The 17,915-nt window shown below is 40.2% G+C and carries 8 protein-coding genes; 2 read left to right on the forward strand and 6 right to left on the reverse strand.

Features of this window, described 5'->3' with window-relative positions; translation table 11 throughout:
* The first annotated feature begins 49 nt into the window (after positions 1 to 49).
* Together H5122_RS04300 and H5122_RS04305 are read left to right on the forward strand one after the other, a co-directional pair.
* Entirely contained in the window at positions 50 to 3,235 is a 3,186-nt protein-coding gene (locus tag H5122_RS04300; RefSeq protein ID WP_182681374.1) for a TonB-dependent receptor, read from the forward strand.
* A gap of 72 nt (positions 3,236 to 3,307) precedes the next feature.
* Positions 3,308 to 5,215 (forward strand): S9 family peptidase, encoded by a 1,908-nt coding sequence (locus H5122_RS04305; RefSeq protein WP_182672685.1) that lies wholly within the window; start codon positions 3,308 to 3,310, stop codon positions 5,213 to 5,215.
* Between the two features lie 250 nt (positions 5,216 to 5,465).
* On the opposite strand, the gene H5122_RS04310 is transcribed toward H5122_RS04305, so the two are convergent.
* The 6 genes from H5122_RS04310 to H5122_RS04335 all read right to left on the reverse strand — a co-directional run bounded on the left by H5122_RS04310 (position 5,466) and on the right by H5122_RS04335 (position 17,582).
* Positions 5,466 to 7,880, reverse strand: a complete 2,415-nt coding sequence (locus H5122_RS04310) for a glycoside hydrolase family 15 protein (protein ID WP_182681375.1) — start codon at positions 7,878 to 7,880, stop codon at positions 5,466 to 5,468.
* 9 nt (positions 7,881 to 7,889) lie between these two features.
* A complete protein-coding gene (locus H5122_RS04315) occupies positions 7,890 to 9,395 on the reverse strand; it encodes an MFS transporter (RefSeq protein ID WP_182681376.1) in 1,506 nt (501 codons plus the stop codon).
* Entirely contained in the window at positions 9,388 to 11,247 is a 1,860-nt protein-coding gene (locus H5122_RS04320; RefSeq protein WP_182681377.1) for an alpha-amylase family protein, read from the reverse strand. Before H5122_RS04320 ends, H5122_RS04315 begins: the two co-directional genes overlap by 8 nt.
* Positions 11,248 to 11,336: 89 nt before the next feature.
* Complete coding sequence (locus H5122_RS04325) at positions 11,337 to 13,193, reverse strand: glycoside hydrolase family 13 protein (protein ID WP_182681378.1); 1,857 nt, start codon at positions 13,191 to 13,193, stop codon at positions 11,337 to 11,339.
* Positions 13,193 to 14,686, reverse strand: coding sequence for a tryptophan halogenase family protein (locus tag H5122_RS04330; RefSeq protein ID WP_182681379.1), 1,494 nt, complete (start codon positions 14,684 to 14,686; stop codon positions 13,193 to 13,195). The genes H5122_RS04325 and H5122_RS04330 overlap by 1 nt, the downstream gene beginning before the upstream one ends.
* A 103-nt stretch (positions 14,687 to 14,789) precedes the next feature.
* Positions 14,790 to 17,582, reverse strand: a complete 2,793-nt coding sequence (locus H5122_RS04335; RefSeq protein WP_182681380.1) for a TonB-dependent receptor — start codon at positions 17,580 to 17,582, stop codon at positions 14,790 to 14,792.
* Positions 17,583 to 17,915: the final 333 nt, after the last annotated feature.

The raw sequence follows: 17,915 nt of genomic DNA on the forward strand, positions 1-17,915 counted from the left end.
AATTTATGATTTATAGCTTAAATAACAATAATATCTCAGGGATTTACATATGTTTAAAACTAAAGCACTATCAAATGCAATAAGATATTCTTTATTGCTAGGATCTGTAGCCTTAGCGCCTAACGCGCTAGCCCAGGAAAATGACTTAAACTCAGACGTTGAACTAGAAGAAGAAGCGCCAGAGCGAATTGTTGTAACAGGTTCGCGTATAAGAAAAGCTGAATTTTCAAATGCATCGCCAATTCAAATTATCAACGGTGACTTATCTCGTGAAATGGGTTTATTCGATGCAGGTTCAATGCTCCAGTCAACCAGCCAAGCGGCTGGTGCTCAAATAGATAATACATTTGGTGGTTTTGTACTAGATAACGGTCCAGGCGCTGCAACAATCGGATTTCGTGGTTTAGGTGCTGAGCGTACTCTTGTACTTATCAACGGTCGAAGAATGGCTCCCGCAGGTGTAGGTGGTGCGCCAACTTCACCTGATTTGAACTTGATACCAGGTGTAATGATTGAGCGTGTAGAGAATTTATTTGATGGCGCATCAACCGTTTATGGTTCTGATGCGGTAGCGGGTGTAGCTAACGTAATATTAAAAAAAGATGTTGAAGGCTTTATTTTTGATGCATCTTACCGTCAACCTAAAGGTGAAGGCGGTGAAGAAACTGTACTTTCGGGTATGTGGGGCAAAACCATGGATAATGGTTTTATCACCGTTGGTGTTGAATATTCAGAACAGAAATCTCAATCTTTAGCTGGCAACCCTTTTGTTAAAGGGTGTGAAGAGCGTATTTGGGAAGCTGAAGATGGCAGTATCGTAACCCGAAACAGTGGCTATGGTCCTGTAGCAAGCGGTGAAGATTCATGTGACATTTTCCCTCTAACAAACCGTATTAGCGTACCATCTTTCTTTGGTAGTGTTTATTATACACCTGACTTTACAAACACTGGTATTCCAAACTTCAGTGAATCAACTGTACCATCAAGTCTTGAAGGATTTTTACCTTCATGGGTAGCGGGCGATTTTGATGGCGATGGTATCAATGATGGTGTATTTGTAGATGGTAACGGCGATGGTTTCCGTGACGTTGATTTCCAAGACCCTCTATACGCTTTCCAACAATCTGATTACTACAAAAGCGGTGATTACAGAAGTAAAAATGAACGTATTTCACTAATGCTTAATGGTGAATATAACTTCCAAGATGATAACGATACAACTTTCTACTACGAAGGTTTATACGCTAGTCGTAAATCACCAATTTTTAGCCCAGGTGCACAGATATTCCAACAAGTAGCGGCATCAAACCCATATAACCCTTGTGGAACAAACGGTATTGACTGTTTTGGCGTGTTAGGTGTGGGCCCTGGTGGACCAGAAGCAGTTCAGCCAATCATCAATATTCGTGGTGACCGTGATCAAACTGAGGTTGAAGTTTCACAATATCGCTTAGTTACTGGTGTTACTGGTAATCTTGGTATGTTTGAAAACATCGGCTTAGACAATTGGTACTACGACGCATCTGTATCGTACAGCGCATCAAAAGGTACTGACCACCGTGTTGGTATTGATGAAGAGCGCTTAATTAACTCATTAGAAACCGCTGTTCTTAATGATGATGGTACTGTTACCTGTGGTACCGGTTCTGATGGATGTGTTCCTGTTAATTTATTTGCAGATAGTATTTATCAAGAAGGTGGCGGTACGCTTTCACCTGAAGAAGCTGCTTACTTATTTATCGACCGCGATATCGAAACTAAAGTAAACCAGTTTGTTTTCAATGCATTCATGGGTGGTGATTTCTTCGCATTACCATGGAACAACGAAACTGTTGCAGGTATCGTTGGGGTTGAATATCGTCGTGATGAAATTGAATCAAATCCAAATGCTGCTGCATCTCAAGGCTTACTATGGGGCTATTTTGCTGACCAAGGCGCTGATGGCTCACGTAACTTAAAAGAAATATTCACAGAAGTTGAATTCCCTTTACTTAAAGGTGTTAAAGGCGCTGAAGAACTTACATTTACAGCTTCTGGCCGTGTTTCTGAAGAATCTTTCTACGATGCAGAATCAACTTATAGTCTTAAAACAATTTACCGTCCTGTTGAGTGGTTTACTCTACGTGCAACAAAAGGTACTTCGTACAGAGCACCTAACCTACGCGAGCGTTTCCTAAACGGTACGTCTGGTTTTAATACAGTTGCCGATCCATGTGTTGTTCCGGAAGATGCTCGTAATATCGACCCATTGAACCCAGGTTCAGCTGCTACATATAATGCAGCAGAAGAAACACGTGATACAGCTGTACTAAACGCTTGTCAAGCATCAGGTATTGATCCAACTACTCTTGGTTTAGGTCAAAATGGAACTGACTCATACACTGCAGCTTACAGCGCTGAGATTGAAACTGGCGGTACAACTGAGCTTAGTCCTGAAACATCAGTGGCTAAAACATATGGTTTTATCTTTGAACAACCGTTCACTGATGCATTTGATTTAACAATGTCATTAACTCGTTTTGATATTGAAGTAACGAATAGTATTGCAGAACCAAGCGCTGGTTACAGTATTGGTCAGTGTTATTCTGCTGATGGTAATGATGCTTTCTGTAGCCGTATCGGGCGTGATGAAAATGGTCAAATTGATTTAGTTGATGCTAGCTTTATCAATATTGGTTTAATCTCATCTAAAGGTTTTGATTACAATATCTACTTTGAAACAGATACAGTAATCGCAGAAGAAAACCTAGGTATTACACTAGATCTTCAAGCTACTCGCATGACAGAACAAGTTTTTGACGTGCTTGGTACTATTGATGACAATATGGGCGAACCAGATTCTCCAGAATGGCGTGGTACCGCTCGCTTACAACTTAAATACTCTGATTTTAGATTTAACTGGGAAACGCGTTTCATCGGTAAAGGTCGTGAAGATGAGGATGATTTAGGAGAATTTGAAGAAGGCACTGCAGGTTGTCGTGGTTTAACTGACGCAAACGGTGAAGCACTTAAATGTCGCCCAGTTGGTTTCACCGATGACTACTTTGTACATAACATCGGTATGACCTGGTCTAACGATGCTTATAAAGTGAACTTTGGTGTTCGTAACGTGTTTAATGAAGCTCCTCCTAAAGTAGATCCAAGTGGTTCTTTTTCAAACACTAATATCCCTCTAGGTGTTGGTTATGACACTTCAGGTCGTAGCCCATACATCAGTTTTACAGCTTCTTTTTAATTAGAATTGGCTGAGTAAATATTCAATCCAGATGGCCTAAAATTTTAGGCCATTTTTTTTGAGGGAATAAAAATGAAATTTAAAAAAAGAATATTAGTAGGATTAACCCTACTAGGCCTATCTTCTTTTGCTAATAGCGAAACTGAAGATGCGGCACAAGTAAGCAGTATTGATGCTTTCTCAATGTCATCTGCTATACGCAGTGTTGTAGCATCACCTGATGGTAAGAAGCTTGCTATTTTAAGAGCGACTACTAAAAATGGTGACTATATAATTGAGATAAGAGATCCAAATAACCTAGATGCAGAGCCTGTAAGATTAGGCGCTGATAAAATGCTGATATCTTCAATCGTATGGTTAAACGATGAAAAACTTGGCGTTATGTTTAGGCAAATATTAGAAGATGGAAGTCGCAAATACTGGGTTAATAAGTTTGCAATAACCGATGCAGATGGTAAAGGCGACTGGCTATTACCATTTAAGAAAAAACGAAATGTTCAATTTAATATAATAAATATACTTCCTGACAAAAAAGATGAAGTATTAGTAGAGGTTGATATTAATAATAACTACATTCCAGATGTAGTGCGCTTTAATATTAATACTGGACGAAGCGTTACTGTAATGCGCGGAAATGAAAAAGTATCAGGCTCATTCGTTTCTGATTACGACGGTGAAATAAGAATAGCCCAAGGTTGGAATAAGTCTGATAACGCAATCGATTATTATGCCCGAGATAAAGGTAATGATGATTGGAAAGTAATTAAGCAAGTTAGTCCTAAAAAGCGTGAAAACTTTGAGATTTTAGGGTTTGCGAAAGGTAACCCTAACGAAGTTTATGTTAATGCCAACTTAGGCGAAAATACGACTGGCATTTATATTTATAATATTAAAACAGGTCAGTATTCTGAACGTCAATTTGGTCTTAAGTCTGTAGATACCGATGGTGTAATACTTGATACCGACGGCACCTTACAAGGCTTTCGCTATACAACTAAGCAACCTAAGTTTTATTTCACAGATCCTAACCTGCAAGCACTTAACGAATCTGTTGCGTCTTTATTTAAAGGTAAATTTGTACAAATCATCAGTAGCTCTGATAACGATAATGTATTAGTAGTGAGAGTATCTGCTGACGATAACCCTGGCAGCTATTACATTGTTACTAATAAACAGAAGTTAACTAAGATTGGTGATCGCCTTCCGTTTATTGATAAAAGCAAATTGGGATCCGTTAAATATATCTCCTATAAAGCAAGAGATGGACGTAAAATAAAAGCATACGTAACTATTCCTGCAACTAAAGGTCCTTACCCCGCAATAGTACTCCCTCACGGTGGTCCTTGGGTTCGTGACTCTGTTGTATTTGATGACTGGGCACAGTTACTCGCCTATCATGGTTACGTAGTTATTCAACCAAACTACCGAGGTTCTACAGGTTACGGTTTGGAGCATTGGGTAGCCGGTGATAATAACTGGGGCTTGAAAAAACAAGATGATTTAGACGACGCCGCACAATATTTAATAGATAAAGGTTTAGCAACAAAAGATAAGCTTGCTTTATTTGGTTGGAGTTATGGTGGTTATGCTGCATTTGCTGCATCTATGCGTGAAAACAACATATATAAATGTGTTGTTGCCGGTGCGGGTGTAAGTGATTTGAGTCGTATCAATGCAACTCTTAACGAAAATCGCTTTTTAAGTATCTTACAACGCCCTACTATTACTGGTGTCTCTCCTGTAGAGCAAGTAAATAAAGTAAATATTCCTATACTGGTTGTACATGGCGATATCGACAGTCGTGTTCCAGTAAAACACAGTAGAGACTTTGTATCTGAGCTTGAAAAGTACAAAAAAGACTTTAAATATATTGAGCTAGAAGATGCTGATCACTTTTCTGATACGCTTTTCTACGATCATAAAAAAGAGTTTTATACAGAGTTGTTATCTTGGTTTGATAATAAATGTGGCCTCAAATAATGTAATAAAAGGGTGGCATTCATTTCATATGAAGAGCACCCTTCATATCAAATCGCCTAATTAGGTGATCTATTTTGAGGTAAGAAAATCGTACTGATAACAAGATAAAAATTTCGTTATCTAGTTATTACCAACAAATAATTAAGTATTATTGCTGATTCATGTTAGTTTAAATACAGAATAACTGAATAGTAAAAAAGGCTTCTAAATTTATTTAGAAGCCTTTTTAATAACTGCAGCTTGCTTTATATTAGTCTTTAAGTGACTCGCCAACCACTGGATAATAATCCCATACTTGTTTATCACTGAGTGAGCGTACAAGCTTAATGTATTCTGCATGTGTCCATGCAAGTGGCGTTGCTGAGTTTGTGCCCTCGCCTAACGCATAACCAGCTTTATTTACACCTACACCATCCCATACTTGCTCTGGTAGCATTAGCCCTTTATTGGCAAATTGCTCCAAACCTTTAACATAACTATTTTTAATTTGCGCTTGTTTAGCATCATCAAAGGCGTTGTTTGCGTTAGCTGCTGCTATTTCATAGTGGCCACGTTCACCTGTGAAAAACGGCCATACACGACCACGTTGGCCTGGTGTATTACTGCCACCCTCGGCATAGTTTGTGCCCGTTACTTCATCTTCGCCGTAGCCATCATTACCATAGCGGCGGTAGCCTGCAAATGCGCCGCTGCCGTCGTCAAAGCTAAAGCTGTATTTAACTTGTAGGTTATCTTCTAGTGTTTCGTCATCGTACTCAGGTAGTGTTTTAATAATGCTTTCGTCGTTAGCACCGCGTACGCCATAGCGTACTAGCTCTAAAAAACCGCCATCTAAAATTTGCTTTTTATTAAACCCTTCGCGGCCATTATTAGCGTTAATTTTAGTGTTTGAGTTTGCATCGGTATCTTGGCCTATACGAATAAAGTATTCGCCATCGCTATTCTCGCCTTTTAAGTTACCTTTAGTGGTAAACATTTGCGATTCAATATCGCTGCTGTATTTTTTAGCTGTATCTAAGTAGCGCTTTGCGTTTGTATCATCGCCACTTAGTGTTGCAATATCACTGGCTGTAATAAGGCCAGCTACTATTGCTGCAGTAGTCGAAGGCGAATAACCGCTTTGCTCTTCCCAACGCTCTTGTTGGGTTGCCGGTGGTGTAATTTGCGTGTCGTTCCATAAAATTTTAGCAAGGCCGCCATCAACCAAAAAATCAGCAGCGGGTTTTAACATTTTCCCGTACCAGCTTTTTAGCTCTTCATCACTAAGTACATTGGCTTTATGTAACTTCCAGGCAAGCATGATAGGCATAGCTGTTTGGTCAAGCTGTACGCCGACCCATTCAAGCTCACCATCGACGTGTGTTTTTTGTAAAAACCAGCCTGTATCGCCTTTATTACCTGGTGTTTTGCTGTTTACTTGCACTTTTTCAAGGTATTCAAACGCTGTTTTTGCTGTGGCTGTATCACCGAGCGCCATAAATGCCATGGCTACTTGGTAAAAATCGCGCACCCATACCGCTTTATAGCCAGTAGAGCCTTCTTTAGCCGAAACCGTTTCGCCCCATGGGTTAGATAGAGAAGCAATTAATGCCCCTGCGTGTGTTTTATCTTCTTGTGCTTTTAAAACCATGGCGCTTGTGTATAAAAGCTTTCCGTTATCGGCGGTTTGCTCAACCATGGTATTAAGTGGTTTAAGGCTTTGTAGGTAATCTTGCCAGCCTAGCGCTTCACCTTTACCGTTATAGTGATCAAGCACCGCTTGGTACCCTTTTGCTAAGCTTTTTTCACCTTGCTTTATACTTTGCTCCTGCGTTTTACCAAAACTAAGTGCTAAATCGAAAGTGGTGTTAGCACTTATTTCACCAAGCTCTGCAAGCATGCTTACGTTACCTGAAGTTTCGCCGGTATTTGTGTATTGGCTGTTTAAAGATTGAGTAGTTTTAAGTGCGTTAATACCATCGCTTTCACCGGTAAAGCCCACTGTTTTATCTTTAAATGAGGTCGCTGATTGAAGTGATAAATAGTTATCGTCTTCCCATGCGACAAGGCCTTGCTCTGTTGTTTTAGCAAAGTCACCTAGCCCGTTATTATTAATATACGGATTAACAGACACATATGCTTTTAGCCCTTCAAGCTCAGTGTTAAATACACTGCGTACAAATAATGTTTGCCCATCTGGGTCAGTAAAAATGTGTTTTTCTAGGCTAAAGCGCCCTTGTTTATCAGTGCTAGTTACTTTGTAGGCAAGCGATAACGGGCGACCTTGTGCATCTTTATGTAAGTAATCAATGGTGACATCTAAATCATCAGCTTCACTAACGGTAAAGTCTTTACCTGTTACTATAAATTGCATGTCTTTTATTTGAGCTTGGTGAATAAGCCCAAACATGGTTTCGGTGATCATACCTTTAGCAATTGAAAACCACACCTTAGATACATCGCCCGTTGCAGCTGAATCACTGTATTGGCCGTTTTGGTATTGCTCGTATGACGTGCCAATACCTGTTTTACCCGCATAAGCCCAAAAAGGCTCTGTGCCTGGGGCGCCTGGTGCTGATGTAACCTCTGCTGTGGTACTTTCGTTAGTTGTGCTTGTGTTTTGAGCGCCGCAAGCGGTTAAACCTAACGTTAAAAGTGAGGCGGTTATAAGGTTATATTTTTTCATTGTGTGTCCTTAATTTGAATTTTTAACGCGCATTACCGCAACGGCAGCGACAACGAACGAGGCTGCACCAATTAACAATGCGAAAATAGGCTGATTAGAAAATACGTGGCGTAAAATGAGCCCTAAAATGCTGGCGGCAAGTAACTGAGGTATAACTATAAAAAAATTAAAAATACCCATGTAAACGCCCATTTTATTACTTGGCAGTGCGTTACTTAGCATGGCGTAAGGCAGCGATAAAATAGACGCCCACGCAAACCCCACTCCAATCATAGGTATAAGTAACATCTTAGGGTCTTGAATAAACATAAAGCTGCCAAGGCCTAATGCGCCCAGCAATAAATTAAAACAATGCGCGCCTTTTAAGCCCATTTTTTTAACTAAAAACGGAATACACATAGCGGCAATAGCTGCAAAGCCATTGTAGGCGGCAAATAAAATACCCACCCAGTCTGCACCATCGTTAAATGCTTTAGAGGTTGCATCGCTACTACCATAATGAAAGCTTGTTACTGCTGCGGTGGTATAAATCCACATGGCAAATAAAGTAAACCAGCTAAAAAACTGCACCCATGCAAGCTGCTTCATGGCTTCTGGCATTGTAAATACATCTTGTACTACTTGGTAAAAACCACCTTGAGTTTTGTTAGCACTTTTAAGCGCTGCTGCAATCCACTGCACAATACCAAACGCTAATAAACCACCAGCTAATAGGTATAATTCTTTTTCAAGCGATAAGCCCATTACTAATGCAAGGGTTGCTAAACCCAACACTACAAAAATAATGGCGCCTTTATTAAAATTAATATCAACCAGCTTGCTGGTAGTTGGTTGAGCGCTTTGCTTTTCAAAAGCCGCTAATTGCTCTGGGCTGTACTCTTTTGTACGTGCAACGGTCCAAAGCACAGCAACAAGTAGCACCACCCCGCCCCAATAAAATGAGTATTTAACAGACTCTGGAATTTGCCCAGGCCCTGCAGTATTACTTACATCAAACCAGTTGGTCATCATCCATGGTAATGCTGAGGCTAGTACCGCACCAATACCAATAAAAAAGCTTTGTAACCCGTAACCTGTAGCGCGTTGTTTTTCTGGCAAGTTATCGCCAACAAGTGCTCTAAACGGTTCCATGGTTACATTGATTGACGCATCCATTATCCATAACATACCAGCGGCAATCCAAAGCGTAGGAGAATGCGGCATAATAAATAATGAAAGCGTTGTTAACACTGCGCCTATAAAAAAGAACGGACGGCGGCGACCAAAGCGCCCCCACGTTTTATCGCTCCAGTAACCAATAATAGGCTGTACGATTAAGCCAGTAAGAGGGGCTGCAACCCATAGAATGGGAATATCATCAACTTGTGCGCCTAGAGTTTGAAAAATACGGCTCACATTGCCGTTTTGTAGTGCAAAGCCAAATTGAATACCTAAAAAACCAAAGCACATATTCCATATTTGCCAAAAACTCAGGTTTGGTTTGTTGCTGTCATAATTATTATTTTGATTATTCATGATTAGCCTTATTAGTTAAAACTGCGCTGCTAAATGCATCAAGTGTGAGTGTGAAGCTTGCGCCTTGAGACCCTGATGTGATCTCGGTGCTGTGCTGCTCAAGTAAGTCATGCAATTGAGTGTGTTCGCTAAGTACCGCTAATTGCACTTTTGATAAATTAACCGTAATTGTTTGAGGTTGTTCACTAAAGTTACTTAATACGTACAGCGCTTGTTGGCCAAGTTTGCGCGTAAAACCTACAACTCGCTCACTTCCTGTAACGCTAAGCTCAGTCATTTCACCGCCTACTACAGCAGGTAAACTATTAAGTGACATAACCGCTTTGTAGTAGTCACGAAGTGCTACTTGCTCTTGTGTTAAATTAGCACCGTCAAACTTGCCATTATTCATCCACGCTTGGTGCGCTGGCACGCCAATGTAATCAAAAATACTGGTGCGTGTAGCTGTGCCAAATCCTGCGTTTTCTGAGCCATCTTCTCCCACATCTTGACCAAAATATAATAACGTGGGTGCGCGGCTCATTAAGTTAGAAACCACCATAGCCGGTTTACCCCACGCAGCGTTACCTGCAAAGTCAGGGCTTGCGATACGTTGCTCGTCGTGGTTTTCTAAAAAGTGCAGCATGTGCGCTTCAATATCAGTAACTTGGCTTTGGGCTGCAAAAATAGTATTAGCAGCTTGCTTACCCTGCATAATGGCTTTTAGTGTGTCATAAAAGCCTACTTTGTCGTAAAGGTAGTCCATTTTACCTTGCTGAATATACGCACGGTACATTAGCGGGTTATACACTTCGGCTAACAAAAAGGCGTCGCTTTTTTGCATTTTTATCGACGAATTTAAAAAACTCCAAAATTCTACAGGCACCATTTCGGCCATGTCGTATCTAAAGCCATCAACGCCTTTATCTAACCAAAATAGCGCTATGTCTCTAAATTTGTACCAGCTATTAGGGAGCTCTTTATCTTGCCAAAACTCGTAGTGAGCACGGTAATCCTTGTCTTTATAGTCGTTTGGCAGCTGAGCAAAATCGTAGCTACCATCAGGCTTTACACCGTAATTCACTTTTACAGTTTCGTACCAATCGTTAATGTCGGGTTTTGGTGCACGGGCACCGTTACCTGTCCATTTAGCAGGTGTTTCATCAAAAAAGCCATCAGCAAGTGGGTGAGCTTTTCCACCTAATACGTTATAGGTTGTAGAAGTAGGCACTTGAAATGACTGCCCAGGCACATAATAAAAGTTGTTATTTTTATCGTACGTTTTACTAGTGTCGTCTTGTTCGCCAAAGTCTTTAACGCCTTTAGGCTTTCCAAGTGATTGATAATTGCGGGCAACATGGTTAGGCACTATATCAATAACCACTTTCATACCGTGGTTATGTGTACGTTCAATAAGCTGGCTAAACTCTCCCATGCGGTTCGTCACATTAACGGCTAAGTCGGGGTTAACATCGTAGTAATCCTTAATTGCGTACGGTGAACCTGCACGGCCCTTTACTACATCGGGGTCATCTTGCGAAATGCCGTAGTCGGTATAATCGCCTACTAACGCATGGTGTAACACACCGGTATACCAAACGTGCGTGGTACCTAGCTCTTTAATGCCTTTTAGGGCTGCATCGTTAAAGTCGGCAAATTTACCTACACCATTTTGCTCTTTAGTGCCCCATGGCACATTGGCAGTTTCGGTATTACCAAACAAACGGGTAAATACTTGATATACAACCGGCTTGGTAAGCTCATTTTGTGTGTGTGCGGGTGTTTGCTGTTGTTCAGGTTTGTTATTTTCTGAACACCCTATAGCAATAAGTGCACTACAAAGTACTGCGGGTACATAAACTGATTTTTTCATTGTGTGTCTTTTTTGTCAGTATTGTTATTAACTTTATACTAAAGATTACTGCAGCAACCATACAGTTGCTGCATACGTATTCAGGTAAACTATTGAGAGGTATTTATAATTAATACCGTTGCACTCATTGCCGGTAAAGCAACTGTATTACCCAACACCTGTGTTTTGTGGGTGAATAAGTTAAGTGCTTTGGTATTTTTTGGTATTACTTCCTGCATATACTCAATATTCTTAGTTAGCTCTTTTGTGTTTTTATTCATAAATACCAACACAGTTTGCTCGTCGCTAATACGCGCGTAACTATACACGCCTTGTTGAGGCGTAAAGTGCACAAGTTTTCCTTTATCAAGTGCTGGGCTGCTTTTTCTAAAATTAAGCAAGGTACTAATTGTTTTGTGCATCTCTTTTTGCTGTTTTGTTAGCCCCTCGCCCGTAAAGGCGTTCCGAGTTTGGCCTTTAAATCCACCCGGGAAGTCTATTCTAATATCGCCATGATCTTTACTTGGGGTGTTATCTAATAGCACTTCCGTACCGTAATACATTTGCGCTATACCACGTGTGGTTAAAAATAACGTCATCGCCATTTTTGTTTTAGCTACGTCTTGGCCAAGTTCAGTATAAACACGGCTCATATCGTGGTTATCGGCAAATACCATAATGTTATCTGTATCTGGGTATAAAAAGTCATTAGCTAACGATTCATATACTTTAACCCAACCGGTATTCCAGCTTTCATCTTCATTTAGTGCTTGAATTACCGACTCTTGCAACGAAAAGTCCATCACGCTTGGTAAGCTTGATGTATAGCCATCTTGGTTATGTTTGCCACGTTGCCAGTAAGAGGCAATAGCTGGGTTAGACGTCCACTCTTCTCCAACAATATTAAAATTTGGGTACTCTTGCATTATGGCTTTTGTCCAATCACACAAAAATGCTTTATCTGAATATGAGTAGGTATCAACTCGAATTCCGCTTAAATCAGCGTATTCTATCCACCAAATCGCATTTTGAATTAAATACTCGCTTAACAGTGGTTGGCGCTGATTTAAATCAGGCATGGTTTCTACAAACCAACCATCGTTAAACTGGCGCTTGTCGTATTCACTGGCGTGTGGGTCTTGTATGGTTTGGCGCGCATGGCTTGTGGCGTTTTTACCTTTTTTAAACTCGCCATTAAAGTTAATCCAATCTTTAGTTGGCTTATCTTTAACCCAAGTATGCTCAGAGCCAAAATGGTTAAGAACCATATCCATTACCAGGCCTATGCCCTGCTCTTTTGCTTTTACCGAGAGCGTTTTATATAACTGGTTTGAGCCCATACGTGGGTCAACATTATAAAAATCTGTAATTGCATAACCATGATAAGAATAATCTGGCATATTGTTTTCAAGCACTGGGGTAAGCCAAAGCTGTGTAACGCCTAAATTGTTTAAATACGGTAATGCGTTTATAACACCTTGAATATCACCACCGTGGCGCCCGCCCTTTATACTTGGGTTTGCCGCTTCTAACATGCTTGGAACAGTATCGTTTTGTTTATCACCATTAGCAAAGCGATCTGGGTTAATTAAATAAAGAGTATCGGATGATGTAAACCCTTGGCGCTTTGCGCTGTTTTTATCTCGCTCAAGAAGAGGAAACTCAAAGTTATTGCTTGTTTCGCTGCTGTTAAATTCAAGCGTTCCTGCTTTAGCGGCGTCGGTAATGGTAATATTTAAAAATACATAATTTGGGTTATCTGTACGGGTTACTTTATTTAACTTAACACCATTGTATTTAGCTAATTTAATTTGCTCGTTTGCAATATTTTGCTCATGTACCATGATGGTTATGGTATTTTTGTTCATGCCAACCCACCAATTAGCAGGCTCAACGTTAAGTGCGTAGCTAATGGTTGGTAAAGTACAGGCACTTACAAGTAAAAGTGTGTTTAAAAATCGCATCATCAGGCCTTTTTAATTTTTGCTAAAAAATCTTTATGAGTGGGTAATTGGTCTACTGTTGAGGTAATAAGCGTTTTTAATGTAGAAAATAAGTCGTTTAGTTGTTCACTGCTTAATGAGTCAACAATACTGTTGTAATCATCGGGGATGAGGCCTTGGCCAATAAATACCTGTTGCCAAGCAACTTCGGCAAATAGTTCATCGTTTTCGCGCACTACTTTGCCAGTTTCCTTAAATAATTTGAGCTTGTGGGCCAGTGAGTCAGGAATGTCCATTTGCTTGCATTGTCGCCAAAAAGCAGAATCTTCTCGCTCCGTCAGTTTGTAATGCAAAATAATAAAATCGCGTATGTGCTCTATTTCTATCACGCTTTGCTTATTAAATTCAGTAACTAAAGTTTCGCTTATGCCATGATGTGGAAACAGCTTTATTAAACGGGTTACTGCACTTTGTATTAAGTGGATACTAGTTGACTCTAACGGCTCTAAAAAGCCACTAGCAAGACCAACCGACACCACGTTTTTATGCCACTGCTTTAAGCGCCGTCCTGTTTTAAATTTTATAACACGTGGCGCTGTAATGGGCTCAGCGGGTAAATTATTTAATAATAACTGCGTTGCTGCATCGTCAGGTAAATAACGGCTACAGTACACCAAGCCATTACCTATTCGGCTTTGCAGCGGTATTTGCCACTGCCAGCCTGCGCTGTGTGCAATTGAACGCGTATAAGGTTTTAGCTCACTTGTCCCTTGAGACTGCACCGCCACAGCGCTATCACATGGTAAATAATGAGACCAATCTACAAAACCTGTGTTAAGGGTTTGCTCTATTAATAAAGCGCGCTGACCGGTACAGTCTATAAATAAATCGCCGTTAATTTGGGTATCATCATCAAGTGTGAGGCTTGTAATATTACCTGAGTGCGGACATTGATTAACCTGCTCTATTTTAGCGTCTATGTGTAAAACGCCACGCGAAGTAGCAAGCTTTTTTAAGTACTCTGCATAGCGTGTTGCATCAAAGTGATACGCATAACTTACGCCAGGTAATTGCGTGTTAGGTATAGTATTTAATGGTGCAAATTTATGCTGTTTAGCTGCTTGGTAATTTAATGAAAAATCCCATAGGCTATCTTCAGAGCCTGTAATTTTTCCTTTTACCCAAAAATTGTAAAAATCGCAAAAGGGGAAGTCTTTTCCAAATGAGCCAAAAGCATGCATGTAGCTATGAGAGGTGGTTTTCCAATTTTCGAACTCAATTCCTAATTTTATAGATGCATTTGTAGCGTTTATAAACTCTTGCTCGTTTATACCCAGTGCGTTATTAAGCTGAATAATAGGCGGAATTGTTGCTTCACCCACGCCTATAGTGCCAATAGTACTTGACTCAATAAGGGTTATTTTGATTACTTTACCTAACACTTTATTAAGCAAAGCGGCTGTTATCCACCCTGCTGTGCCCCCGCCTGCGATTACGACGTGTTTTATTGGTTTCATATTATTGTCCACGTTTACAGTTTAAAGCTTGTTAAGTTTGATAAGGTAGCTATAAAAAAGCCCTTGTAAAACAAATTACAAGGGCTCCTACACACAACCTTTATTATAGCTGGTAGCTAAAGCCTAACAAGTAAGTGCGACCGTAATCTTGGTAGTCGCGAACTTGTAGCGCGTTATCGCCAGAAAGCGATGTGAACGGCTCTTCTGTTAAGTTTTGAACTTGGAACTGAATTGATAAACCTTCAAGGCTCTCAACCCCTGCTTCAGAGAAGTCATAACCTGCCTGAATATCCCAAATTGTTTCGCCGATAATATTCACTTGCTCTGTATTAAAGCCTAATCCGTAAACATCACCTTTGAAATCACTACGCTTACGCATGCTGGTTCGTAATTGCATGCCATTCATCTCGTAGTAAACCGTTAAGCTTTGAATTTTATCTGATAGACCCGGTAGTTCGTACTCATTGCCATTTCCATCTTCAATATCAGATTCAATACCTGTATGACTAGCAATTAAGCCAAAGCCTTCAAGAGACGGGTGGAAAATTTTAAATGGTAACGCTAGAGATAGCTCGTAACCGTATAGGTCACCGCCGCCGCCATTTACTTTGCCACTGCCAGTACCTTCTGACGTAGCTGGTACTTCACCTGTTGATGGGTCCGCAACACCCGACATATCAATCGCGTAAGTACCGTCAAAAATCCACTGGGTTAAGTCTTTATAGAAAAATGCAGCAGAGAAGTAACCTTCATCACTAAAGTAGTTTTCATAAGATAAATCGTAGCCTGTTGCTTCTTTAGGTTCTAGATTAGGGTTACCACCCGATACAGACCAAAAGTTACCGTTTTCATCCGGTGTATCATTATATGATGCATTAACAGAGGCATTCATTTCATCTATACGCGCACGTGAGATTGTTTTAGCTGCGCCAAAACGTATTGTTTGCTGCTCATCAATCGCAAGTGATAAATTTAAGCTTGGTAAAACGTGAGAATAATCGTGACCAATATCTGTAGGTGAAGTAATGACTAGACCAGTATTCCCATCTACACCAAAAGCATTACCTTGAGAGGATTGATCTGTATGAACATAGCGCACCCCAACATTACCAGTTAATGGAAGATCACTTACTTCTGCATTAATATTAGCTTGTGCAAATGCTGAGGTGATTTCTTCTTTTACTGTCCACGACTTAGTTGCATGAGTTGAGCTAGTTAAACTTTCGTCAAGGGTTTCATAGTAACCATCATTAACTAAACCATTTACATCGTAGGCTATCATGTCGCCTAGACCAATGAAGTCAAGGCCAACACTGCCTAAACGGTATTGCTCAGGTACACTAAGCATTCCTGGGTTTTCAAGAGAAAAATCAGTTAAAGTCAAGAAGTAACCTTGCGAAGATTTAGACTTTTCACGCTCTTTATAACCTAAGCCAAATTCAATTGAACTAATGTATTCGTTTTCTAGTACTTTAGACGCTGCAAGTTTTAATGTAACTAATTCATCTTCAATAGTTGGAGCATTAATAAAACCGTCTTGAGCTTGGTTTTCATACTCTGTGCCAGTTAATCCATATGCATCATTTAGTGCAGAACTTGCACCCCACGAAAGCGGCCCACCTAATTGAATTAGATCATAATCGCTGTAATCTAAGTCATGTGAAAAAGTAGCGCCAGTATTGCCACCATTAAAAGCATAACCTAAGTTATCTGCAACACCGCGAGAATCACCACGCCCTGTACCTGAGTAGCTTTCTATACTCCAAATTTTACGGTCAACTTGCGAGTAGCTTGCGTCAAATTCTACTGACCATGAATCATCAATATCGTATTTAGTGTTAAAGCCAAATGCAGTTAGTTCAGCATCACGCTCTTGGTAATCGTTACGCACAACAACACGTTGGCCTTGCGTTACAGCACTTGTTATAAATCCACTTTCTGCATCTACAGTAGCACTACTTGCATCAATACTACCTTGACCCCAAGCAAAAGGAACTTCAATGCCGCGTAAAATTTGCTCATCTGTAAAGTCTACATACAACGCATCAAACGTCATATTTAGTTTATCTGTAGGCGCTGCTTCTAGAACAAGCATTGCTGAATCACGTTCAAGTGTTGATGAACGAACATATGGTTTAGCACCGCCTAAAATTGAATACGAGTTACCATCTTCAGCAGTGAATTCAGGGTAGCCCCATGAATTCCAACGTTTTTCTTGGTTTGGCGAGCTCATAGTGTTTAGTGCAAATGCAATACCAATGGTGTCATCAGCAAACTGGTCGATGTATGAGAAAGTGCCACGGTAACCGTCGTCGTTGCCGTCAGGGTTTAATTTATCAAAGCTTGTTTGCTCATACTGTCCATTTACTTGAACAACACGTTCACCTTTACTTAGTGGGCGAACTGTTTGCATGTTAATTATGCCCGCAATACCCTCTGCATCTAAATTTGCACTTGGTGTTTTATAAACAGTTACACCGCTCATAATTTCTGATGGGTAAAGGTCAAATTCTACGCCGCGGTTATCACTAATAGATACTTGCTCGCGGCCATTAAATGTAGTACCGCTTTCGTTTTCGCCAAAGCCACGAATAGATACTCTACTTGCACGACCATCTAGGCGTTGCGCCGTTAAACCTGGTAAGCGTGCAATAGACTCAGCAATAGATGAATCAGGTAGCTTACCTATATCTTCTGCTGAAATTGACTCAACGACTTGAGTAGAAAAACGCTTTGTGTTGATTGATTCTACAACACTGCCACGAAAGCCTTTTACTTCGATAACCTCAACGTCATCATTTTTGACTGTATCTTCTTGTGCTGCTACAGAGGCAAAGCTTGCTAATCCTGCAGTAGCCATTGCCAACGTTAATATACTTGGTTTGAACATAGACATGATGTTTTTCCCGTTACCCATATTGTGATACTCGCTTCTTTATTTGAGTGATAGTCAAACAGGCGAGCTAATTTTGTTGTCAGGATGGATATTAACGCCAGCTTTATTTTATTAACAACTTTATGCATACGTATTCAACAGTTATAGCACGACTTCACATTAATACAAACCTTGCCAAATAAATGTTAAGTAATTGATTTTATTTAAAATAAAACCATTGAAAATGACGTGGCTAACTTTACATGTAAAATCTACTGTATCAAAAACTAAAAGTTAACAGGACGCAATGTAAACAAAGTGAAACTAATTAGTATCGCTATTCTAAATAAGAAA

It is taken from the genome of Pseudoalteromonas sp. SG43-8 (genome assembly GCF_014164245.1).
In the GTDB taxonomy this organism is placed as follows: Bacteria; Pseudomonadota; Gammaproteobacteria; order Enterobacterales; family Alteromonadaceae; genus Pseudoalteromonas; species Pseudoalteromonas distincta.

Coding starts and splice junctions, on each gene's coding strand:
- H5122_RS04300 (WP_182681374.1), top strand. CDS start 50: ATGTTTAAAACTAAAGCACTATCAAATGCAATAAGATATTCTTTATTG.
- H5122_RS04315 (WP_182681376.1), bottom strand. CDS start 9,395: ATGAATAATCAAAATAATAATTATGACAGCAACAAACCAAACCTGAGT.
- H5122_RS04335 (WP_182681380.1), bottom strand. CDS start 17,582: ATGTCTATGTTCAAACCAAGTATATTAACGTTGGCAATGGCTACTGCA.
- H5122_RS04330 (WP_182681379.1), bottom strand. CDS start 14,686: ATGAAACCAATAAAACACGTCGTAATCGCAGGCGGGGGCACAGCAGGG.
- H5122_RS04320 (WP_182681377.1), bottom strand. CDS start 11,247: ATGAAAAAATCAGTTTATGTACCCGCAGTACTTTGTAGTGCACTTATT.
- H5122_RS04310 (WP_182681375.1), bottom strand. CDS start 7,880: ATGAAAAAATATAACCTTATAACCGCCTCACTTTTAACGTTAGGTTTA.
- H5122_RS04305 (WP_182672685.1), top strand. CDS start 3,308: ATGAAATTTAAAAAAAGAATATTAGTAGGATTAACCCTACTAGGCCTA.
- H5122_RS04325 (WP_182681378.1), bottom strand. CDS start 13,193: ATGATGCGATTTTTAAACACACTTTTACTTGTAAGTGCCTGTACTTTA.